Source organism: Kitasatospora sp. NPDC028961 (genome assembly GCF_055564815.1).
In genome coordinates this window covers 228605-249989 of record NZ_JBVHVO010000007.1, presented here as the reverse complement: position 1 = coordinate 249989, position 21385 = coordinate 228605, and the positions used below count along the sequence as shown (strand labels likewise).

General features: G+C 74.7%; 15 protein-coding genes. 7 read left to right on the top strand and 8 right to left on the bottom strand.

All coding sequences use genetic code 11. The features are described from left to right. Positions 1-64: 64 nt before the first annotated feature. A complete protein-coding gene (locus ACZ4UX_RS16605) occupies positions 65-1063 on the bottom strand; it encodes a glycosyltransferase family 2 protein (protein ID WP_329488028.1) in 999 nt (332 codons plus the stop codon). A 197-nt stretch (positions 1064-1260) separates the two neighbouring features. On the opposite strand from ACZ4UX_RS16605, the gene ACZ4UX_RS16600 reads away from it, so the two are divergent. Beyond that, entirely contained in the window at positions 1261-4833 is a 3573-nt protein-coding gene (locus ACZ4UX_RS16600; protein ID WP_465707170.1) for a bifunctional glycosyltransferase/CDP-glycerol:glycerophosphate glycerophosphotransferase, read from the top strand. A 1013-nt stretch (positions 4834-5846) separates the two neighbouring features. Here ACZ4UX_RS16600 and ACZ4UX_RS16595 read toward each other — a convergent pair. Beyond that, positions 5847-6776 carry a hypothetical protein gene (locus tag ACZ4UX_RS16595; protein WP_465707169.1) on the bottom strand — a complete coding sequence of 310 codons (930 nt, stop codon included), beginning with the start codon at positions 6774-6776 and terminating at the stop codon, positions 5847-5849. A 564-nt stretch (positions 6777-7340) separates the two neighbouring features. On the opposite strand from ACZ4UX_RS16595, the gene ACZ4UX_RS16590 reads away from it, so the two are divergent. After that, on the top strand, positions 7341-8510 hold the full coding sequence (locus ACZ4UX_RS16590; protein WP_465707168.1) for an exonuclease SbcCD subunit D: 1170 nt from the start codon (positions 7341-7343) through the stop codon (positions 8508-8510). Further along, positions 8507-11557 (top strand): AAA family ATPase, encoded by a 3051-nt coding sequence (locus ACZ4UX_RS16585; protein ID WP_465707167.1) that lies wholly within the window; start codon positions 8507-8509, stop codon positions 11555-11557. Before ACZ4UX_RS16590 ends, ACZ4UX_RS16585 begins: the two co-directional genes overlap by 4 nt. Positions 11558-11624: 67 nt before the next feature. Here ACZ4UX_RS16585 and ACZ4UX_RS16580 read toward each other — a convergent pair whose 3' ends face one another. Then, entirely contained in the window at positions 11625-11846 is a 222-nt protein-coding gene (locus tag ACZ4UX_RS16580; protein WP_465707166.1) for a hypothetical protein, read from the bottom strand. Between the two features lie 252 nt (positions 11847-12098). Here ACZ4UX_RS16580 and ACZ4UX_RS16575 point away from each other — a divergent pair, with 252 nt between their 5' ends. Further along, a complete protein-coding gene (locus tag ACZ4UX_RS16575; protein ID WP_465707165.1) occupies positions 12099-12785 on the top strand; it encodes a DUF1990 family protein in 687 nt (228 codons plus the stop codon). 92 nt (positions 12786-12877) lie between these two features. On the opposite strand, the gene ACZ4UX_RS16570 is transcribed toward ACZ4UX_RS16575, so the two are convergent. Continuing rightward, a complete protein-coding gene (locus ACZ4UX_RS16570) occupies positions 12878-13315 on the bottom strand; it encodes a YjbQ family protein (protein ID WP_329490552.1) in 438 nt (145 codons plus the stop codon). A 252-nt stretch (positions 13316-13567) separates the two neighbouring features. Further along, on the bottom strand, positions 13568-13834 hold the full coding sequence (locus ACZ4UX_RS16565) for a hypothetical protein (RefSeq protein WP_329490551.1): 267 nt from the start codon (positions 13832-13834) through the stop codon (positions 13568-13570). Positions 13835-14631: 797 nt separating this feature from the next. Here ACZ4UX_RS16565 and ACZ4UX_RS16560 point away from each other — a divergent pair. Further along, positions 14632-16830, top strand: a complete 2199-nt coding sequence (locus tag ACZ4UX_RS16560) for a bifunctional glycosyltransferase/CDP-glycerol:glycerophosphate glycerophosphotransferase (protein WP_465707164.1) — start codon at positions 14632-14634, stop codon at positions 16828-16830. Between the two features lie 162 nt (positions 16831-16992). Here ACZ4UX_RS16560 and ACZ4UX_RS16555 read toward each other — a convergent pair whose 3' ends face one another. Continuing rightward, complete coding sequence (locus ACZ4UX_RS16555; protein WP_329490549.1) at positions 16993-17205, bottom strand: EF-hand domain-containing protein; 213 nt, start codon at positions 17203-17205, stop codon at positions 16993-16995. Positions 17206-17442: 237 nt separating this feature from the next. Here ACZ4UX_RS16555 and ACZ4UX_RS16550 point away from each other — a divergent pair, with 237 nt between their 5' ends. Then, positions 17443-18111 (top strand): lysophospholipid acyltransferase family protein, encoded by a 669-nt coding sequence (locus ACZ4UX_RS16550; protein WP_359804277.1) that lies wholly within the window; start codon positions 17443-17445, stop codon positions 18109-18111. Between the two features lie 41 nt (positions 18112-18152). Here ACZ4UX_RS16550 and ACZ4UX_RS16545 read toward each other — a convergent pair whose 3' ends face one another. Both ACZ4UX_RS16545 and ACZ4UX_RS16540 read right to left on the bottom strand, forming a co-directional pair. Further along, positions 18153-19970, bottom strand: a complete 1818-nt coding sequence (locus ACZ4UX_RS16545; RefSeq protein WP_465707163.1) for an ABC transporter ATP-binding protein — start codon at positions 19968-19970, stop codon at positions 18153-18155. 219 nt (positions 19971-20189) lie between these two features. Continuing rightward, a complete protein-coding gene (locus ACZ4UX_RS16540) occupies positions 20190-20963 on the bottom strand; it encodes an SDR family NAD(P)-dependent oxidoreductase (RefSeq protein ID WP_465707162.1) in 774 nt (257 codons plus the stop codon). A gap of 190 nt (positions 20964-21153) precedes the next feature. On the opposite strand from ACZ4UX_RS16540, the gene ACZ4UX_RS16535 reads away from it, so the two are divergent. Then, on the top strand, positions 21154-21342 hold the full coding sequence (locus tag ACZ4UX_RS16535; RefSeq protein WP_329490545.1) for a hypothetical protein: 189 nt from the start codon (positions 21154-21156) through the stop codon (positions 21340-21342). Positions 21343-21385: the final 43 nt, after the last annotated feature.

The following is a 21385-nucleotide window of genomic DNA, read 5'->3' as shown; positions in this document are numbered from 1 at the left end:
CGCCCGAACGGCCGTCAGGCTCGGCGAGCGGCAAGGGGTTCGACGGGCACCGCGGCCACCGGGGTCAGCGCTTCAGCAGACGGCGGGCCCCGGCCAGCACCCGGACCGTGCGGTAGGCGCCGTACCGGCCGTGGCTCAGCAGCTCGGTGCGCACCCCCGCCACCCCGGCGGGCGGCGTGTAGCCGGCCGGGCGCAGCCGGGCGCAGTGCTCGGCTGCCCGGCGGAAGTACTCGCGGCGGTCGCGGGGCGGGACCCGGCCGGGCTTGGAGACCACGGTGTTCAGGTGGTGCAGCATCCGGCCGTAGACCACCGGGCGCCAGCGGTCGAGGTCCGGGCGGCCGTCCAGGAAGGCGAAGACCAGGTCGTACTGGGCGAAGACGTCGAAGTGCTTGCGCGAGGCGGTGGCGAGGATGTTGCCGCCCTCCTGGCGCTGGCGGTAGTGCACGCCGACCTGGTCGAGCAGGGTGATGCTCCCGGCGGCGAGCAGCGCCGGGTAGGTCCAGGGGGTGTCCTCGTAGTACCCGGCGGGGAAGGTGAGGCCCTGCTCGGCGACGAAGCCGCGGCGGTAGGCCTTGTTCCAGACCACCTGGAGGAGGTCCAGCAGGTCGGGGCGGCGGTCGAGGTCGAAGACGTCCGGGGAGTCGGCGCCGAAGACGTGCGCCGAGGCGGCCTTGGTGATCCGGCCGTCGGCGTAGGTGCGGGCGTAGTCGTAGACCAGGACGTCCGGGTCGCCGCCGGCCGCCAGCCGGTCGTCGACGGCCTTGAGCAGGCCGGGGGTGAGCGTGTCGTCGCTGTCCAGGAAGATCACGTAGTCGCCGGTGGCGACCGCCAGGCCGGCGTTGCGGGCCCGGCCGAGGCCGACGTTCTCCGCCAGGTGCAGCACCCGCACGCGCGGGTCGCGGGCGGCGGCCTCGTCGAGGATCGCGCCGCAGCCGTCCGGGGAGCGGTCGTCCACCGCGATCAGTTCGAAGTCCGGACCGCCCTGGCCGAGCACCGAGTCGAGGCACTCGGGAAGGTACTCCTCGACCTTGTGGACGGGGACGATGACGCTGAAGCGGGGCATGGCCACAGAGTAGTGGCCCCCCGGACGGCCGGACCCACCGCGCCCGGGCACCCGGTCCGCCCGCGGGCGGACCGAAGGCCCCGGAGGGTCCCCGGGACCGGACGGTAGGATCGGTGGGCACGTACGCACCGGTTCAAAGTGCGGCCAGACCCCGACCGGGCTGCCACGCTCCTTCCCAAGAAAGGCCTGCGTAGCCGATGGCTCCCCGCCTCTCCATCGTCGTTCCGATCTACAACGTCGAGCGCTACCTCGTGGAATGCCTCGACTCGATCGCCGCCCAGACCTTCACGGACTTCGAGTGCGTCATGGTCGACGACGGTTCGAAGGACGGCAGCGCGGCACTCGCCGAGGCGTACGCCGCCAAGGACTCCCGGTTCCGGCTGGTCCGCCAGGTGAACAAGGGCCTCGGCGCGGCCCGCAACACCGGCATCCGCCACATCGACCCGGACGGCGAGTTCCTCTGCTTCGTCGACTCCGACGACTCGATGCCGCCGAGCGCCTACGAGCTGATGATCAACACGCTCGACGAGACCGGCTCGGACTTCGCCACCGGCAACGTGCTGCGGTTCCGCGCGGTGGGCTACTACCAGTCCGGCGGGCACTCGCGGCCGTTCAAGGAGACCAGGCTCAAGACCCACATCACCGAGATCCCCGCGCTGGTCACCGACCGCACGGCGTGGAACAAGGTGTACCGCCGCTCCTTCTTCGACGCGGCCGGCATCCTCTACCCCGAGGGCATCCTGTACGAGGACGCCCCGGTCAGCGTGCCGCACCACTACCTCGCCACGAGCGTGGACGTGCTCTCCGAGCCGATCTACCACTGGCGCGAGCGCGAGGTCGGCGAGATGTCGATCACACAGATGCGGACCAACCCCAAGGGCCTGGTCGACCGTGTCACCTCGGTGGAGCTGGTCCGCACGTGGCTGAAGAAGCAGACCGACCCGCGCTTCGCCGAGTACCTGCGCTCCTACGACGAGAACACCCTCGTCGAGGAGATCCCGATGTTCTTCTGGTCCGTCGTGGACGGCGACAAGGAGTACCGGGACGCCTACCAGAAGAACGTCGGCCGGCTGCTCCGGTCGATCGGCCCCGAGCAGGTCCGCAAGCTGCGCGCGCCGCTGCGGCTGAAGTACCACCTGACCCTGGCGGGCCGGATCGACGAGTTCGTCGAGCAGATCAAGTACGAGGGCGAGAGCAACGGCGGCGTCGCCGCGCGCGGCCTGCTGCGCCCGTACGCCGACTACCCGTTCCTGCGCGGCGGCCGCAAGAGCGTGCCGGCCGGCGTCCTCAAGCTGGACAACTCGCTGGTGATGCGCAGCCGGCTGTACGAGTCGGCCTGGGAGGGCGGCAAGCTGCAGCTGACCGGGCACGCGTACCCGGAGCAGCTGGGCGCCGAGAACCGGCACGACATGGTCCGGGTGCTGGTGCTCCGCGAGACCAAGGGCCGGCGCGTGCTGGCCGTGCCCACCAGGACGCAGTACAGCCCGGAGGCGACCGCCAGCTGCCACCACGACCTGTACAACTGCGACTGGGCCGGCTTCACCGCCGCCATCGACCCCAAGCGGCTCAAGCACCGGGGCCAGTGGAAGGACGGCAACTGGCGCGTCCTGGTGGCCGGCGCCGGCAAGGGCGGCGTCTACAAGGGCCGGATCTCGGCGGGCTGGAGCGACACCGCCCAGTACCTCCCCGCGCACTGGGTCGAGCCGGACGTGCGGATCGTGCCGTGGGTCCGCGACGGCAGCGTCTACCTGCGGGTGGAGACGGTCCGGACCAGGGTGACCGGGCTCGCCGTGCGGGACGGCCGGCTGGAGATCTCCGGCGCCGCCCGCTCCGGCCCGAACCTCGCCGGGGCCCGCTTCAAGCTGACCCACGTCGAGTCGGACCGCGAGGTGGTCTACCCGCTGGAGCTCACCGCCCCGGTCGGCACCCTCCAGCCGTTCACCGTCACCGCCCCGGTCGAGGAGCTGACCGCCGTCCGCGAGGCCTGGGCCGAGCTGGACCCGGTCGCCCCGGAGCGGGCCCGGGACCGCTGGGACACCGCCATACTGCTCGCCGACGGCAGCACCGTGCCGGTGGCCTGGGACGACCGCAACGCACCCGAGCAGCTGCACCTGCCGCTGAACCCGGACGCCCCGGTCGACGAGCGCCGCGCGCTCTACTCGAAGCCCTCCCCCGGCGGCTACCTCCAGCTCTCCGACCAGCTGCTGCAGCCGGTGGTGACCGAGGTCGCCTCGCGCGGCGCGGACGGCTACCTGCTCAGCGGCACCTTCCCGCTGCCCGGCACGCACCGCTGGGAGCTCGTCGTGCGGCACAACTGGCGCGAGGAGGAGCACGTCTACCCCGTGGAGATCGCGGACGGCGGGTTCCGGGCCGCGCTGCCTGCGGTGCCGACGGCCTCCTTCGCCGGCCGGGTGCCGCTCGCGCAGGGCACCTGGGACGTCTTCTTCCGCCCGCTCGACGAGCCGGTCGAGACCCTGGCGACCCGCTACGCGCTGATCGCCCCGGAGTGCTTCGCCACCCTGCCGCTGGAGGTGGAGTCGCGCGGCAAGCGGATCGTGCTGGAGCGCCGCCACTACGACGGCCTCTCGCTGGAGTCGCACTCCGCGCTGCTGCCCGAGGAGCGCAGCGGCTTCCGGCAGCGCCAGCTGCGCACCACCGACTACCCGTCGGCCCGCCGGCTCCCGCTGCGCGACACCGTGCTCTACAACGTCGCGCTGGGCGGCCTCTACGCGGACTCGCCGCGGGCGATCCACGAGGAGCTGGTCCGCCGCGGCCTGCCGCTGGAGCACCTCTGGGGCAGCGACGACCTGCAGGCCGAACTGCCGCAGACGGCGGGCGCGATCCGGCTCTGGAGCCCCGAGTGGTTCGAGACGCTGGCCACCGCCAAGTACATCGTCACCAGCGCGCACCTGCCGGACTTCTTCGTCCGGCGCCCCGGCCAGGTGGTCGTGCAGACCTGGCACGGCACCCCGCTGAAGCAGATCGGGTACGACTTCGAGAAGGTCTGGTTCACCGACGCCAACTACCTGAAGGGCGTCGTCAAGGAGGTCCCGAACTGGAGCATGCTGGTGGCCGGCAACAGCTGGTCGGCTCCGGTGCTGCGCCGCGCGTTCGATTTCAAGGGCGAGATCCTGGAGAGCGGCGCGCCGCGCAACGACCTGCTGTTCGCCCCCGACCGGGAGAAGACCGCCGAGCAGGTCCGCGAGCGGCTCGGGCTGCCCGAGGGCAAGAAGGTCGTGCTCTACGCGCCGACCTTCCGTGAGGACCGCCGCCGCCCGAACGGCGGCTACCAGATCGACCTGCGGATCGACCTGGAGGCGGCCAAGGCGGCGCTCGGCGACGACCAGGTGCTGCTGGTCCGCCGGCACAGCGTGATGTGCGGTCAGATCCCCGGCGCCGGCAACGGCTACATCTGGGACGTCGGCAGCTACCCCGACATGGCCGAGCTGCTGCTGATCGCGGACGTCCTGGTCACCGACTACTCGGCGACGGTGTTCGACTTCGCCACCACCGGCAAGCCGGTCCTGTTCTTCACGCACGACCTGGAGCACTACCGCGACAACCTGCGCGGCTTCAGCCTCGACTACGAGGCGGAGATGCCCGGCCCGCTGCTGGCCACCTCCGAGGAGCTGGTCGCGGCGCTGGGCCGGGTGGACGAGCTGACGGGTGAGTACGCCGAGAAGTACACGGCGTTCCGCGAGGCGTACTGCGACCTGGACGACGGCCAGGCCGCGGCCCGCGTGGTGGACGGCATGCTCCGCCAGCAGTAACCGGTACCGCCCCGGGGGGGGGGGGGGGGGGGGGGGGGGGGGGGGGGGGGGGGGGGGTGGGGTGGGGGGGGGGGGGGGGTGTGGGGGGGGGGGGGGGGGGTGGCCCCCCCCCCCCCCCCCCCCCCCCCCCCCGCGCCCGCGCCGAACCCCGAGCCCGGGTCACCCGTGGCGGCGCTCAGCCGGAGGGGCGCCGGGCCCGGGTGGGCGGCGCCGGGGAAGACCTCGCAGCCCTCGGCCGGCAGCTCCTCGATCGCCTCGTTGGCGGCCGAGGGCACCCCGAGCCACCGGACGCCCGCCGCGACCGCCGCCCGCGCCTGACGCAGCCCCGGTTCACCCCAGCCGAGCAGCTCGACCGCGAGACCGGGCGCGACGAGCAGCCGCCGGTAGTGCCGCCCCGACGCCGGGTCCGCCGCGCTGGGACCGACGGCCCGCAACGCGGCCGCCATCCGGACCCGGGCGCACTCGTGGCCACCGTTCGCCGAGCCGACCCGGTCGTAGAGGTAGCCGAGGTAGTGGGGCGTGCCGATCACCGCCTGGGCCTCCTCGGCCGCCTCGCGGGCCAGGGCGGAGCCCGGGTCGCCGTCGTCCTCGGGCTCCAGCGAACCGCCGGGGAGCGAGACGATGCCGTCCTTGGGGTTGACCAGGGTGAGCACCCGGCCGTCGGGCGCGAAGAGCCAGCCCCACGACTGCTTCACCGACAGCCCGGCCGGCACCCGCTCGCCCGGCCGCCACGGCCAGCCCGCCGTGGGACGCCGCCGCACCTTGCCCAGAAGCTCGGCGATCTCCGCGCTGTACTCGATCCGGCTCATGCGTCCCCCTTTCGGTGTCGGGCTCGCCGGACCGACGGTGCGCGGGGAGGACCTGCGTGCGCGGTACAGGGCGGAGCGGCGGAGGCGGCGGTGTGGGGCACCGCGCGCTTCTCCTGTTGATCTTCCCCGAAATCTTCCCCGAACAGGCGGTCGATGAACAGTCCCCAGCGCCGCTTGGTGGACACGGAGGCCTCACCCGGGTGGTCAGCCCAGCGGCCCACCCCCCTCCGGACCCCGGTCGCCGGGGTCCGACACCCCGCCGGGCCACGGCGGCGCGCCGGAGGGCGGCGCGGCCCCCGGCGGCGGCGCGGCGGGCAGCGGGAAGCCGGGCAGCGGTACGGCTCCGGGCGGGAACGGCACCCCCAGCGCGGCATCGTCGGCGAGCGCGTCGACCACCTCCCGGGCGGTCATCGGCCTCAGCCGGCCGGCCGCCAGGGCCCAGCCGCGCACCACCGGACCACCGGGCGCCGCAGGGTCCCCGTGCAGCAGGAGGGCGCCCGCGCCGCCGAGTGCCACCCCCGCCGCCAGGGTGGCGCAGAACGCCTCGGCGTCCCGGCCGCCGAGGAGGACCCGCCCGCCGTCGCCGCGCACGTCCGCCGCGGCGGTGAGGTGCTCGCCGTCCTCCGGGCCGTGGCAGCGCAGGGTCAGCAGGTGGCCGCCCTCCCCGGCGCCCTCGGCCAGCGCCAGGTACACCCCGGTGACGTGGTGCATCACCGCCACCAGCCGCGACTGCCCGGACGGGCCGTCGCCGACCGCGTCCAGCAAAGCGGCGCAGGCGATCGAGATCCGCACCCGGGCCAGGTGGTCGTCGACCAGGACCGGGAGCAGCTCGGTCAGCTGCTCGCCGCCGTAGACGAAGGGCTCGCCGGCCAGCTCGGGGTCGGCCGCGTAGGCGACGCGTGCCGCCGCCGATCCGGGGTCGAGGCCGAAGGCCTCGCAGTAGTCCCGGTAGTCGGCCGGCTCGAACACCCTCAGGTGCACCTCGATGCCCTGCCCGCGCAGGGCCCGGAGCCGGGCCTGCGTCCGCCAGAGGTAGTCCCGGAAGCCGAGCGGGCCGAACAGCCCGAGCCGGGCCAGCTCGGCGAAGTCGGCGGCGTGGACGGCCAGCGCCAGCGCCACCGGCTGCGGCGGCACACCGCGCGAGCCGCCCCGCTGCCGCGCCCGGACGCCGGGGCCGCCCGGCCCGGCCCCGCCTCCCCCACCGGCCGCCCGACCCCCCGGGCCGCGGCCACCGCGCCGGCCGCCCGACGAGGGGCCACCCGGCGGGCCGCCGGAGGGACCACCGGGCGGGCCGCCGGCGAACGGGCCGCCCGGCCCCGGCCCGGACCGAACCCGCGCCGGCGGCGGCGCTCCCGCAACCGCCACGCGCCGCATCGCGCGCCGGGCGCGCCCACCGGCCGCCGGGCGCCCGGGCCGGTCCCGCCCGACCGGCTCAGGCACGGCGGACGCCGACACGACGGGCACGGGCACGGACCCGGGCACGACGGACCCGGCCGCGCGGCGGCCGTCGACATTCGGGGACTGCACGGACATGGGCCCTCCCAGGGGCTCGTGCCGCCGCCCCGGGCTCGGAGCGGCCGGCGGTCGAGAACACCGTCACTGACAACGCACCCTGAGCGATCGGCCGGAGCCCCCGAGGACGGATGTGACGTCCGATCCGGCCCGCGTTGTCAGTGCCGGACGTTATGGTCGGGGACCATGCGACTGCTGCATACCTCCGACTGGCATCTCGGGCGCTCCTTCCACCGGGAGAGCCTGCACGACGCCCAGCGCGCCTTCCTGGACCACCTCGTGGCGGCGGTCCGGGCCGAGCGCGTCGACGCCGTGCTCGTCGCCGGCGACGTGTACGACCGCGCGCTGCCCGGTCTGGAGGCGGTCGCCCTGTTCGACGACGTGCTGCACCGGCTGGCCGACCTGGGCGTGCCGACGGTGTTCATCAGCGGCAACCACGACTCGGCCCGCCGGCTCGGGGTGGGCGCGGGCCTGATCGGCCGGGCCGGCGTCCACCTGCGGACCGACCCGGGCGAGTGCGCGGTGCCGGTCCTGCTGGCCGACGAGCACGGGCCGGTCGCCGTCTACGGGCTGCCCTACCTGGAGCCGACGCTGGTCCGGGAGCGCTTCGGGCTGGCGCGCGGCGGCCACGCGGCGGTGCTCGGCGCGGCGATGGACGCCGTCCGGGCCGACCTCGCGAGCCGCCCCGCGGGCACCAGGTCGGTGGTGCTGGCACACGCCTTCGTCACCGGCGGCGCACCCAGCGACAGCGAGCGGGACATCGCGGTCGGCGGAGTCGCCTCCGTCCCCGCGTCCGTCTTCGACGGGGTGGACTACGCCGCGCTGGGCCACCTGCACGGCTGCCAGACGCTCGCCCCGCACCTGCGCTACAGCGGCTCGCCGCTCGCCTACTCCTTCTCCGAGGCCACCCACCGCAAGACCATGTGGCTGGTCGACCTCGCGGCGGACGGCTCGGTCGCCGCCGAGCGGATCGACTGCCCGCGGCCGCGGCCGCTGGCCCGCCTGCGCGGCCGCCTCGACCAGCTGCTGACCGCCCCGGAGCACGCCGAGCACGAGCGGTCCTGGGTCCAGGCCACCCTGACCGACCCCGGCCGCCCGGCCGAGCCGATGGAGCAGCTGCGCCGGCGCTTCCCGCACACCCTGCAGCTGCTCTTCGATCCCGAGGAGAGCGAGGCCACCGCCTCCCCCTCGTACGCAGCCCGGGTCAGCGGCCGGGCGGACCTGGAGATCGCCGAGGGCTTCCTGCGGCACGTGCGCCCCGGCGCCGAGCCGGACGCGGACGAGCTCGGCTGGCTGCGCGAGGGCTTCGAGACCGTCCGGGAGAGCGACGACCGCAAGGCGGAGCTGCCCCGATGAGACTCCACAGCCTCACCGTCACCGCCTTCGGACCGTTCGCCGGCACCGAGGCGGTGGACTTCGACGCGCTCGCCTCCGGCGGGCTCTTCCTGCTGCGCGGGGCCACCGGCGCGGGCAAGAGCAGTGTGCTGGACGCCGTCTGCTTCGCCCTCTACGGCGAGGTGCCCGGCGCCAGGCGGGCCAGCCGGCTGCGCAGCGACCACGCCGAACCTCTGCGGCTCACCCAGGTCCGGCTGGAGCTGACGCTCGGCGGGCGGCGGTTGGAGATCACCCGGCTGCCCGAGCAACTGCGCCCCAAGAAGGTCGGCCGGGGGACGACCGTCGAACGCGCCCAGACGCTGCTGCGCGAGTGGGCCGCCGACAGCGGCGACGGCACGCCGGGCTGGCGGGCGGTCAGCAAGTCGCACCAGGAGGCCGGGGAGGAGATCCACCGGCTGATCGGGATGAGCCGGGAGCAGTTCTGCCAGGTGGTGCTGCTCCCGCAGGGGGACTTCGCCCGCTTCCTGCGCGGCGACTCCGAGGAGCGCGGCAAGCTGCTCAGGCGACTGTTCGACACCGAGCGGTTCCAGCACGTCGAGGCCTGGCTGGCCGAGCAGCGGCGCTCCCAGGAGGCCGCCGTCCAGACCGGCCGCCGGCGCCTGCGGGACTTGGCCAGCAAGGCCGAGCAGGCGGCCGGTCCGCAGGCCGAGCCCGCCGCCGGCTGGGTGCCCACCGAGGAGGAGTCGGCGCACCCCGCCGCGGACCTCACCGCCGGGGTGCTCGGCTGGGCCGCGATCCTGCGCGGCGGCGCCGCCGAGCAGCTCGCCGTCGCCGAGTCCGCGCTGGCCGGCGCCGAGGCCGGCCATCGCCGGGCCCAGGCGGACCGCGGGAACGCGGAGGAGCTGGCCGGCCGGCAGCGCCGCCACCGGGAGGCCGCCCTGGAGGCGGCCCGCCTCGCCGAGGGCGCACCGGCGATGGAGCGTGACTCCGCCAGGCTGACGGCCGCCCGGGCGGCCGTCGGGGTGGAGTCGCTGCTGCACCTGCGCGAGGCCGCAGAGGCCGCCCACCGGGCGGCCCACGAGGAGGAGCGCCGCCAGCGCGCCGCGCTGGCCGGCGCCCCGGACGGCGAGGGCCCGGCGCTGGCCCGCGCGGAGGCCGAGGAGCTGGCGGCGGCCGAGCACCGGCTGCGGGCCGAGGTGGTCCGGCTGGAGACGGCCCGGGCCGAGGAGCGGCGCTGCGCGGAGTTCCGCCGCGAGCAGGCGTCGCTGGAGGCCGACCGGCGGCGCGCCGAGGAGCTGGCCGAGGAGGCCGCCGACTGGCTGGCCGACTTCGACGGCCGGCTCGCCACGCTCCAGGAGGAGCAGTCCGCCGCCCGGGCCGCCGGTACCCGGGTCGAGCAGTTGGACGTCCGGCAGGCCGAGCTGGCCGGGCGGCTGGCCGCCGCCCGCCGCCGGGACGAGCTGCGGGCATCGATCGCCGTGGCCGAGCCCCGGGCGCTCACCCTGCGCACCGAGGCGCTCGACGCCCGCGAGCACAGCCAGGACGTCCGCGAGCGCCGACTGACCGGCATGGCCGCCGAGCTGGCGGCGCAGCTGCGGTCGGGCGAGGCCTGCCGGGTCTGCGGATCGCCCGAGCACCCGGAGCCGGCCCTCCCGGCGAGCGGCCAGGTCGGCGCGGAGGAGGAGGACGCCGCCCGGGCCGCCCAGGCGCGGGCCGAGCAGGCGGCCGACACCGCCGAGCGGGAGCTGGCGGGCCTGCGGGTGAGCGAGGCGACCGCCGCCGGGGCGGCCGGGCCGGAGAGCGTCGCGGCCCTGGCCGAGGCGCTGGGCGCGCTGGAGCGCGAGCACCGCGAGGCGCTGCGGGCCGCGGAGGGCGTCGACCCGGTCACCCGGGAGCTGGAACGCCTGGCCCGGGACCAGGCCCGCCAGCTCGCCGCACTGCGCGACGCCGGTGAGCGCACCGCCGCGCTGACCGCCCGGATCCAGACCCTCGGCAGCGAGCAGGAGGAGCTGACCCGCCGGGTGACCGCGGCCCGGGGCGACGCGGCATCGGTGTCCGCCCGGGCAGCGGCGCTGGCCGGCCTCGCCGGGAGCGTGGCGGCACTCGCCGGAGCGGCCCGGGCCTGCACGGACGCGGCGCTGCAACGGAAGAAGGCCGAGGACGAGCTGGCCAGGGCAGCCGTCGCGGCCGGGTTCCCGAGCCCGGAGGAGGCGACGGCCGTCCTGCTGCCCCGGGAGGAACGCGAGCGGCTGGAGGCCCGGCTGACCCGGCACCGCTCGGCGCTGGCCGCGGCGGAGCGGGAGCTGGCCCGGCCCGAGCTGGCCGAGGCCGCCGGCCGCCCGCCGGCCGATCTGCCCGGCACCCAGGCCGACCTCCTGGCGGCCACCGACCGGCTCCGCCGGGCGCACGCCGGCCACGAGGCGGCGCAGGCGCGCTGCACGGCACTGGCCGGGATCGGGCGGCAGCTGGCGGAGCTGGCCGCGTCACTGGCCCCGGCCCTGGACCGGTACGCCCGGATCAACCGGCTGGCCTCCGTCGCCGCCGGCACCTCCACCGAGAACCGGCTGCGGATGCGGCTGGAGTCGTACGTCCTGGCGGCCCGGCTGGAGCAGGTGGCGGCGGCGGCGAGCGCCCGCCTGGTACGGATGTCGGGCGGCCGGTACACCCTGGTCCACAGCGACGGCCGGGGCACCGGCAACAAACGCTCGGGCCTCGCACTGCGGGTGGTGGACGCCTGGACCGGCACCGAGCGGGACACCTCGACGCTCTCCGGCGGCGAGAGCTTCTTCGCCTCGCTCGCCCTGGCGCTCGGTCTCGCCGACGTGGTCACCGACGAGGCCGGTGGCATGCCGCTGGACACGCTCTTCATCGACGAGGGCTTCGGCACGCTGGACGAGCAGGCACTGGAAGAGGTGATGGACGTCCTCGACGGCCTGCGCGAGCGGGACCGCGCGGTCGGCATCGTCAGTCACGTCGCCGATCTGAGGAGCCGGATCCCGGCGCAGCTGATGGTCCGCAAGGGCCGCCGGGGCTCCACGCTCGCGCTCGCCGGGCGGGAGGACGCCTGAGGGGAGGCCCGCGGACCGCGGGGCCCGGGGCGCCACGGCCGCGCCGGGCCCGGTCGGGTGCGCTCCGTCAGCCGGAGCAGGCGATCCGCTGCGCCTGCTGCCAGGTGCAGACCGGGCAGAGCGTGGCACCGGGGTGGTCGGCGGGCAGTTCGGTCGGCTCCCCGCACAGCACGCAGTCCGCGCGCGGCCTGGTCAGCTCCGGGTCGTGCGTCAGGGCGGCCTCCGGCCCGGCGCCACCGGGGGCGAGTGCGCAGACCGGGTCCGTTTCGTTCTTCACCGCTTCGCTCATGCCGCCTTGATACTCCGCGCCCCCACCCCTCGGCAAGGCCGGCCCCGGCCGGACGGGCCCGGAGCGCTGGGCGGACGGCCCCGCCGGCGAGGCCGAGGCACCGGCGGCCGGGCGGGCGGAGCTACCGAGCCAGTACCCGCGCCCCCAGGCCCGGCCGGACGGGCCCGAGGCGCCGCGAGTGCTACGACGGGCGACCCGTCCGCCCACCCCCACCCCCCGTCCCGACGCCTGGGTCCGGTTACCGTGAGCCCCATGCCCGCCTCCTCCGCCTCCCCCGCCTCGCTCCACTGGCGGTTGCTCGCCGCTCGCGCCGCCGCCCCGACCTACCCGGAGGTGGGCGCCACCCGCGAGGCCCGGCTCCCCGAGGGCTACGCCCAGCTGCGGCGGCGGATCCACCTCGGGCACGGTCCCGACGTCCTGGAGCGGGCCGGGCGGTACGTGCTCGGCTGGGGCAGCCAGCTGGGCAGCGGCTTCGCCGTCCATCCGTACGCGCCGGCCGAGGAGGGCGCGACCGTCCTGCTGCGGCTGAGCCTGCCCGGGCTGCGGCGGCCCCGGCTGGTGATTCCCTGCCGGGTGGTGTGGACGGTGGACGAGCCGGACCGGATCGGCTTCGCCTACGGCACCCTTCCCGGGCACCCGGAGTGCGGCGAGGAGGCGTTCCTGGTGACCATGGACGCCGCGGGCGAGGTCTGGTTCGAGGTGACCGCGTTCGCCCGGCTCGCCTCCTGGTACGCGCGGCTCGGCCGCCCGGTGGCGGTGCTCTGCCAGTACCTGGCCATCGAGCGCTACCTCGCCGCCGTCGCCACGGCGGCCTCCCCCACCGGGGCGGCCACCCCACTGGAAGCGACGCCACAGGCCCCCGGCAGGGCGGCCGGGCCGACGGCCGCACCGATCCTCCCCGCACCCGGCCGGACCGACGGCCGCACAGCCACCCGATAAGCGACCCGCCGACCACGACCGCAGCCGGCCACCCCGCCGGAGGCCACGCCACAGGCCCCCGGCGGGACGGGCCGGGCCGGGGTGCGGGCCGGTCAGCCCAGGAAGGAGAGCCGGACCGTCCGGCGCGGGTTGTCTCGGTTGGTGTCGATCAGGACGACGGACTGCCAGACGCCGAGCGCCAGTTGGCCGCCGATCACGGGCAGGGTGGCGTGCGGGGCGACCAGGCCCGGGACGACGTGGTCGCGGCCGTGACCCGGACTGCCGTGCCGGTGACGCCAGCGGTCGTCGGCGGGCAGCAGTTCGCGCAGCGTCGTGAGGAGGTCGTCGTCGCTGCCCGAGCCGGTCTCCAGCACGGCGATTCCGGCCGTGGCGTGCGGCACGAAGACGTTGAGCAGGCCGTCACGGCCGGCTGCCCGGTCGTTCAGGAACTCGGCGCAGCGGTCGGTGATGTCGAGGGCGACCTCGTGGCTGCCCGTGGTGATCTCGAAGGTGGTGGTGTGGAAGGGCGTGGAGTGGATGTTGTCCGCCATGAACGCCATCCTCACGTACCGCCGGGGGCACCGGGGCCCGCCTCGCCGACTCGCCGTGCTGGTGGGGGCAGGGGGCCGCACGGTGGACGGTTCGGGCTGCTCCCGGCCGGGCGGCCGGCCGGGACCGGTGAGGGCCCAAGGGCTTGGGCCCACGGAGCCCGAGGTCGGCCCAAGGGCCCCGGGTACGCCGAAGACCCGACGGTCCCTGAGGTCCGCCGGGTCGGATGCCGGTGGGCGCGAGGGCTTGAGGCCCTAGCCGCGACCGCCGAACAGGCTCCGCCGCAGCCGGCGCAGCGGCGCCAGCAGCGACACCCGCGCATGGCGACGCGGCTCGGTCGGGGCACTGGAGCCGCGCGGCGTCAGTTCCCTTATCAACCCGAGTGCCTCGGCGGTGTCCACCGCCGGGAGTGCGGGCGCGCCGAGCACTGCCAGGTGACGCTCGATCCGACGGCCGGTCGCGCCGACGCCGCACTGGATCGCCGGCACGCGGGGCCGGGACCGCACTTGCATGTGTTCCATCAGTTTTTCCCACCCCTACGAGGCGCCAGGGCCGTGAGGCGAAGACTATCCGTGACAGACGGCCTTCGCGCAACCGTCCTGGTGTGCTGCCACCGTATCGTGCGGCGTCAACTGACGCCGCACCAGGGGCTCCCGGAGCGGTTACGACTGAGCATCAATGATGGTGCACGACCGGCCGCGCGTCACGGGTGCCTCGGGGGTACGCGCCCGGCGCTTGCCGGGGAGGTACGCGCCGGGCGTGCGGGATCACCGTCGATCACGACCGGTGGGGCCCGGACGCGACCGGCGGTCGCCCCGCACGCCATGGGAGGGCCACCGACCACTCGGACGAGACAGTTCAGAAAGTGAACACAATCGAGGGATTGACGTGGGGGAAACCTCCAAGCAATATCTTCATCGACCGCGCGAACACGGATCCCGCTCAAGCACCGCTCAATCGTGCGTTCGACTGATGAAGAATTCCGGCTCCCCCGAGCCACTGCCCGGCCACCTCGACGCTGCGGTGGCCAGGCCCGGGAGGCGCTGGGACGGGCGGCCGGCCGTGAGGGTCGGCCGGGCCGCCACCAGGCTGCCGGTGCCGCCCCGTACGGGGCCCGGCACCGGCGGTTCCGGGTCCGCGGACGGCCTCCGGTACGGCCCGGTACCGAGGCACCGGACCGGACCCGCCGCCACGCTCCCGCGACGCATCTCACACCCCCGCACCGCGCCCCCGCCCGGCACCGCGCAGCGCACCTCCACCCCGTGCCCCGACCCCGCGCGAATCCGCTCCCCGGCGGCGCTCGGTAGACTCGGCCAGCGTGCCAGTCCTCCTCAGCATCGTGCTCCCGGTCCACGGAGTCGAGCGCTACCTGCCCCGCTGCCTCGACTCGATCCTGGAAGCCACTCCCCTCGGGGAGTCGCGCTTCGAGGTGATCGCGGTCGACGACCTCTCCCCCGATCGCTGCGGCGCGATCCTGGACGAGTACGCCGCCCGCGACCCGCGGTTGCGCGTGCTGCACCTCACCGAGAACCAGGGTCTCGGCGGCGCCCGGACCGCCGCCCTCCCCGAGGTCCGCGGCGAGTACGTCTGGTTCGTCGACAGCGACGACTGGCTGCCGGACGGCACCGTCTCCGCGCTCCTCGACGAGCTCGCGCAGGAACGCGCCCGCGAGACCCCGGCCGACGTCCTGCTCACCGACTTCACCCACGTCTACCCCGACGGCGGGACCGAGCCGAACCCCTGGCGCCACGTCCTGGTCGGCTCGCCGCTGGTCGACGGCTGCACCCTCGCCGAGCACCCCGCGCTGTTCCGGACCGTGATGTCGGTGTGGAACAAGGTCTTCCGCCGCGACTTCCTGCTCGGCCTCGGCGTCTCCTTCGGGCGCGGCTTCTACGAGGACATCTCGGTCACCTACCCGGCCCTGCTGGCCGCCGGACGGCTGCGCTACCTCGACCGGGTCTGCTACTTCTACCGGCGCGGCCGCCCCGGCGCGATCACCAGCACCGCCTCCCCCAAGCACGCCGACGCCTTCGCCCAGTACGACGCGATCTTCGCGTTCCTGGACCGCCCGGACCGGCCCGGCCGCCCGGTGCCGGACACCCTGCGCACCCTCGTCTTCGAGCGGACCGTCCAGCAGGCGCTGACCGTCCACGACACCCCCGGGCTGGTCCCGGCCGGGCTGCGCAAGGACTTCTTCCGGCGGATCGCCGAGCACTTCGCACGCCACCGCCCGGCCGGCTACCAGTTCCCCGGCGGCCTGCGCGGCGTGCAGTACCGCCTGGCGGCGCGCGGCGCCCGGGTCGCCTACGCGGAACTGCGCCGCACCGGCCGGCTGCCGCGCGAACTCAAGCGGGGGGCGCGGGCCGTCGCCCCGGCGGTGAAGAAGGGGGTGCGCAGCGGCGCCCGCTTCACCGCGTACAACGCGTTCCGCCGGCTCCCGCTGGACGAGCACCTGGCGGTCTACGCGGCGTACTGGCACCGGGGTTACGCGTGCAGCCCGGCGGCGATCTACGAGAAGGCCAGGGAACTCGCCCCGGACGTACGGGGCGTGTGGGTGGTGGAGAACCGGAAGCAGGCGGCCACGCTGCCGGCCGGGGTGCCCTACGTGATCGTCAACACACCGGCCTACCTGAAGGCGATGGCGACCGCCAAGTACTTCGTGAACAACGTCAACTTCCCGCGCACGATGGTGAAGCGTCCGGGGACGGTGCACGTCCAGACGCAGCACGGCACGCCGCTGAAGGCGATGGGGATGGATCTCCGGGACCACCCGGTGGCTGCCGACGGGATGGACTTCGACCGGCTGCTGGAGGCCGTCGACCGCTGGGACTTCCTGGTCTCCTCCAACCCGCACACCAGCGAGCACTTCGCCCGGGCCTTCCCCGGCCGCTACGAGATGCTGGACACCGGCTACCCGCGCAACGACCGGCTGGCCGTCAGCACGCCGGCCGAAGTGGCGGCGATGCGCGAGCGGTTCGGGCTGGCACCGGACACCACGGCGGTGCTGTACGCGCCGACGCACCGCGAGGGCCGGGGCGGGTACGTCCCGCTGCTGGACGTCCGCGAGCTGGCCCGGCGGCTGGGCCCCGGCTTCACGCTGCTGGTGCGCACGCACTACTTCCACACCGGGGGCCCGGGCGAGTTGGCGGCGGGTGAGGACGCGGCCGCGATCGTGGACGTCTCGGCGCACCCGACCGTGGAGGACCTCTACCTGGCGGCGGACGTCCTGGTCACCGACTACTCCTCGATGATGTTCGACTACGCCGTGCTGGACCGGCCGATCGTGGTCTTCGCGCCGGACTGGGAGGAGTACCGGCGGGTGCGCGGGGTCTACTTCGACCTCTTCGCGGAGCCGCCGGGCGCGGTGACGGTGGATGCCGACGGGCTGGCCGCGGCGCTGCTGGCCGGCGACCCGGAGCCGGCGGCGCGGGCGAAGTTCCGCGAACGGTTCTGCCCGTGGGACGACGGCGGGGCGAGCGAGCGGGTGGTCCGCCGGGTGTTCCCGACCCGGGCCTGAGCAGGCGCCGGCCGGGCCGCCCGGAGGGCCGGACCGACCGGCCCGGGAACGCGGCGGGCGGGACCCCGGGAATCCCGGAGCCCCGCCCGATGCGGGCTCGGCGCGGTACGGACTCGGCCCTGAACGGGCTCGGCCCGGTACCGGCTTCGGCCCGACGCCGGCTCAGCCCTGACGCGCGGCGAGGAACTCGTCGAAGGTCAGCTCGCCGTCGTGGTTGGTGTCCATCTGCTTGATGATGGCCTCGGCCATCGAGATCGACGTGGTCAGGTCGCCGAGCTCGCGGGCGACCTTCGCGTACTCGACGGCGGTGATCCGGCCGTTGCCGTTCACGTCGTACTTGTCGAACGCCGCGCGGATGGTGTCGACGTCTGCCATGGGTGGCCCCTCCTGAGGAACTGCATGCCTGCGATGATCCGCATGACTGCTGATGTGCGTTTCCGACGGCCGTACCCTACCCGGCCGTGGTGAGCGCCACGGTTGCCGGGAGTGGACGGGCTCGGGGGTGGGTGTCGTAGTCTGCGGGTCTGATCCCGGCCCGGCCGGGGAACGAACGCCGATCGTCGTCTGTTCAGGCCCGGGCTCGTCTCGGGCGTGCTCGTCCTGGGAGGGACCATGCTCGATCTCGTCACCAAGCTGGTGCTGAAACCGCTCGCGCGGGGGATCTGGCGGCCGACCATCGAGGGCCTGGAGAACGTGCCGCGCAAGGGCGGCGTGATCCTGGCCAGCAATCACCTCTCCTTCATCGACAGCGTGGTGATCCCGCTGACCGCGCCGCGCCGGGTGCACTTCCTGGCCAAGGCCGAGTACTTCACCGGTACCGGGATGAAGGGCGCGCTCTCCAAGGGCTTCTTCGAGGCGATCGGCGCGGTGCCCGTCGAGCGCGGCACCTACCGCTCCGCGCAGGCCTCGCTGGAGTCGGCCCTGGAGATCCTGGAGGACGGCAAGGCCTTCGGCATCTACCCCGAGGGCACCCGCTCGCTCGACGGCCGCCTCTACCGCGGCAAGACCGGCGTGGCCTGGCTGGCCCTCACCGCCGGCGTCCCGGTGGTGCCGGTGGCGCTGGAGGGACCCGACCAGATCCTGCCGATCGGCAAGCGCGTCCCGCGCCTGCGCAAGGTGACGGTACGCTTCGGCGAGCCGCTGCACTTCGACGAACTGCACGGGCAGGCCCGGTCGCTCAAGGCCCGCCGGCAGGTCACCGACGAGGTGATGCGGGCGATCCAGCAGCTCTCCGGCCAGGAGATCGCGGAGACCTACAACGAGATCCCCAAGGCCGCCTGACCGTCACCCGAGCCCGCGCCGCGGACCGGCCGCCCCGGCGGCTACCGCTTTTCGAGCACCGGGACCGGCGCCTCACGGCGCAGCAGGGCCGCGTACCGGCCGTCGGCCTCGACCAGTTCGTCGTGGGTGCCCTGTTCGACGACCTCGCCCCGGTCCAGCACGACGATCCGGTCGGCGGCCCGGACGGTGGAGAGCCGGTGGGCGATGGTGATGGTGGTGCGGTCGGCCGCGAGGGTGTCGATGGCCTGCTGGACGGCCTGCTCGGTGCGGTTGTCCAGCGCGCTGGTGGCCTCGTCCAGGATCAGCACGGGCGGGTTGCGCAGCACGGTCCGGGCCAGCGCGAGACGCTGCTTCTCCCCTCCCGAGAAGCGGTAGCCGCGCTCCCCGACCAGGGTCGCGTAGCCGTCCGGGAGTCCGGCGATGGTGTCGTGGATCTGCGCGGCCCGGGCGGCGGCGACGAGTTCCTCGTCGGTCGCGTCCGGCTTGGCGAAGCGCAGGTTGTCGGCGACCGAGGCGTGGAAGAGGTACGTCTCCTGGGAGACCACGCCGACCGCCCGTGACAGCGAGTCGAAGGAGAGCTCGCGGACGTCCACCCCGTCGATCGTCACCCGGCCGCCGGTGACGTCGTAGAGGCGGGGGACGAGGTAGCTGAGCGTGGTCTTGCCGGAGCCGGTCTCGCCGACCACGGCGAGCGAGCTGCCGGCCGGGACCTTGAGCTCCACCCCGGCGAGCGTGGGCCGCTCCTGCTCGGGGTCGTAGCGGAACTCGACGCCCTCGAAGCGGACCTCGCCGCGGATCTTCTCCAAGGCGGTCGGCCGCTCGGGCTCGGCGATCTCCACCGGGAGGTCGAGGTACTCGAAGATCCGCTGGAACAGCGCCAGCGAGGTCTGCACCTGGACACCGGTGGAGAGCAGGCTGATGGTCGGGCGGAACAGGCCCTGCTGGAGCGAGACGAAGGCGACCAGGGTGCCGACCGAGACGATCGGCGAACCGCCGGCCGAGGCCAGTCCGGCCGCCCAGTAGATCACCGCGGGCATCGCGGCCATCACGATCTGGATGGTGTTCATCCGCCAGCGCCCGGCCATGCTGGAGCGCACCTCCAGCTCGGCCAGCCGGTCGGACTGCCCGGTGAAGTCCGCGGCGAGCGAGTCGGAGCGGCCCATGGTGCGGCCGAGCAGGATGCCGCTGACCGAGAGGGACTCCTGCACGGCCGAGCTCATCGCGGCGAGCTGCTTCTGCCGCTCACCGGTGATCTTCTTGCGCTCGTTGCCGACCCGGCGGCTGATCCAGACGAAGACCGGCAGGAGCAGCAGCGAGACGACGGTGAGCCGCCAGTCCAGCGCGACCATCGCGACCACCGAGGCGATCACGCTGGTGAAGTTGGAGACCAGCGAGGTGGCGGTGGAGGTCACGGTGGACTGCATGCCGCCGATGTCGTTGGCGATCCTGGACTGCACCTCGCCGGTGCGGGTGCGGGTGAAGAACGCCAGCGACATCCGCTGGAGGTGGCCGTAGACGGCGGTGCGCAGGTCGTGCATCACGCGCTGGCCGACGGTGGTGGAGATCAGCGTCTGCAGCACGTTGAAGATGCTGTTGACCACGGCGGCGGCGATCATGCCGAGCGCGAGCAGGCTGAGCAGGCCGGTCCGGCCCTGCGGGATGGCGGTGTCCAGCACGGCCTTCAGCAGGAACGGCGTGACCACCGAGACGACCGCGGAGGCCGCCACCAGCACACCGACCACGGTGAGCCGGCCGGAGTACGGGCGGAACAGCGCGAGGATGCGGCGCCACTGGGCCGGCGGGCGGGGCTCTCCCTCGGCCTGGGCGGGCGGGGTCCAGCTGATGCCGTCGGGCCTCAAGGGCGGGCCTCCTGGGGTCGGACGCGCGGGCGCGCGGCGGGCACGGCGCCGCAGGGGGCTGCGGCGGGCGTGGCGGGCGTGGTGGACACGGCGGTCGGGCGGCCACCGGCATAGCGAGGATAGCTCATAGTTAGCTAAGCTAATAGTGAGACTGTTCCTATTCCCATGGCCGCCCCTGGGGGACCGGCACCGCCCGACCCCGCCCGCCGAACCGGTACGTCAGTCGGTCCGGTACGTCCGGGCCGCCTTCGAGGAGACCCCGCCGAGCTTGCCCGACGGCAGCACCCGGGCGATCGCGACCGCGAGCTTGTAGCGCTTGCTCGGCACGGACAGCGAGCGGCCGCGCGCCAGGTCCCGCATCGCCTCGGCGACCACCCGCTCGGCGGACAGCCAGCCCCAGGAGGGGATGTTGCCGGTGCCCATGCCGGCCCGCTCGTGGAACTCGGTGTGGGTGAAGCCCGGGCAGAGCGCCATCAGCCGCACGCCGGTGCCGCCGAGGTCGCGCATCACGCCCTGGGTGAAGCTCACCACCCACGCCTTGCTGGCCCCGTACGTGCCGCGCGGCAGGAACGCCGCCACCGAGGCGACGTTGACGATCGCGCCGCGGCCGCGCTCGCGCATGCCGGGCAGCGCCGCCGTGGTGAGCCGCAGGATCGCCTCGACGTGCACCTTCAGCATGTCCAGCTCGTCCTGGAGCGGGACGGTCAGGAAGGCGCCCTTGTTGCCGAAACCGGCGTTGTTCACGAGCAGGTCCACCGGGTGGGCCGGGTCGGCCAGCCGGGTCTCGACGGCCGCGATACCGGCCTCGGTGGCGAGGTCGGCGGTGAGCACCTCGGTGTCGACGCCGAACTTCGCCCGCAGGTCGGCGGCCGCGCGCTCCAGCCGCTCGGTGTCCCGGGCCACCAGGACGAGGCGGTAGCCGCTCCGGGCGAGCCGGCGGGCGAACGCGGCTCCGATGCCGGCGGTCGCGCCGGTGATCAAGGCAGTGGTCATGCAGCGACCGTATCTACTCGCGGGTATCCGCGACACCCCGGGCGCTCTCGCTGCGCGCCGGTGAGGTACCTCTCGGTGACGATGGTCACGGAGCGTACTGCGGTGGCGCCGGATGGTTCGTGCTCCTATTGTCGATTGAAGGGGGGCATCGCCGGACCAGGCGATGGAACTTCGATGAGGAGGCACTCAGATGCTTACTCAGACCACGCGGACGACGCTCGCCACCCAGGCCGAGCTCGACGCACTAGGCATGTTGATCACGGAGGACGAGGCGACCGTCAGCGACGCGCCCACGTACCGCCCCGAAGCCGCCGCCCTGCTGCTCCTGGCAGGAGCGCTGCTGCTGTCGCCGAAGCCGCCGAAGGAGAAGACCCGGTAATTCGGGACCGACGGCACCCGGCACCGCGCGGAGTCCGCGGGCG

What these genes read in the sequence shown, in the direction of transcription:
- ACZ4UX_RS16565 (WP_329490551.1), bottom strand. Translation starts at nt 13,834, where the DNA reads ATGGAACACATGCAAGTGCGGTCCCGGCCCCGCGTGCCGGCGATCCAG.
- ACZ4UX_RS16600 (WP_465707170.1), top strand. Translation starts at nt 1,261, where the DNA reads ATGGCTCCCCGCCTCTCCATCGTCGTTCCGATCTACAACGTCGAGCGC.
- ACZ4UX_RS16555 (WP_329490549.1), bottom strand. Translation starts at nt 17,205, where the DNA reads ATGGCAGACGTCGACACCATCCGCGCGGCGTTCGACAAGTACGACGTG.
- ACZ4UX_RS16575 (WP_465707165.1), top strand. Translation starts at nt 12,099, where the DNA reads ATGCCCGCCTCCTCCGCCTCCCCCGCCTCGCTCCACTGGCGGTTGCTC.
- ACZ4UX_RS16580 (WP_465707166.1), bottom strand. Translation starts at nt 11,846, where the DNA reads ATGAGCGAAGCGGTGAAGAACGAAACGGACCCGGTCTGCGCACTCGCC.
- ACZ4UX_RS16585 (WP_465707167.1), top strand. Translation starts at nt 8,507, where the DNA reads ATGAGACTCCACAGCCTCACCGTCACCGCCTTCGGACCGTTCGCCGGC.
- ACZ4UX_RS16570 (WP_329490552.1), bottom strand. Translation starts at nt 13,315, where the DNA reads ATGGCGGACAACATCCACTCCACGCCCTTCCACACCACCACCTTCGAG.
- ACZ4UX_RS16535 (WP_329490545.1), top strand. Translation starts at nt 21,154, where the DNA reads ATGCTTACTCAGACCACGCGGACGACGCTCGCCACCCAGGCCGAGCTC.
- ACZ4UX_RS16540 (WP_465707162.1), bottom strand. Translation starts at nt 20,963, where the DNA reads ATGACCACTGCCTTGATCACCGGCGCGACCGCCGGCATCGGAGCCGCG.
- ACZ4UX_RS16605 (WP_329488028.1), bottom strand. Translation starts at nt 1,063, where the DNA reads ATGCCCCGCTTCAGCGTCATCGTCCCCGTCCACAAGGTCGAGGAGTAC.
- ACZ4UX_RS16590 (WP_465707168.1), top strand. Translation starts at nt 7,341, where the DNA reads ATGCGACTGCTGCATACCTCCGACTGGCATCTCGGGCGCTCCTTCCAC.
- ACZ4UX_RS16550 (WP_359804277.1), top strand. Translation starts at nt 17,443, where the DNA reads ATGCTCGATCTCGTCACCAAGCTGGTGCTGAAACCGCTCGCGCGGGGG.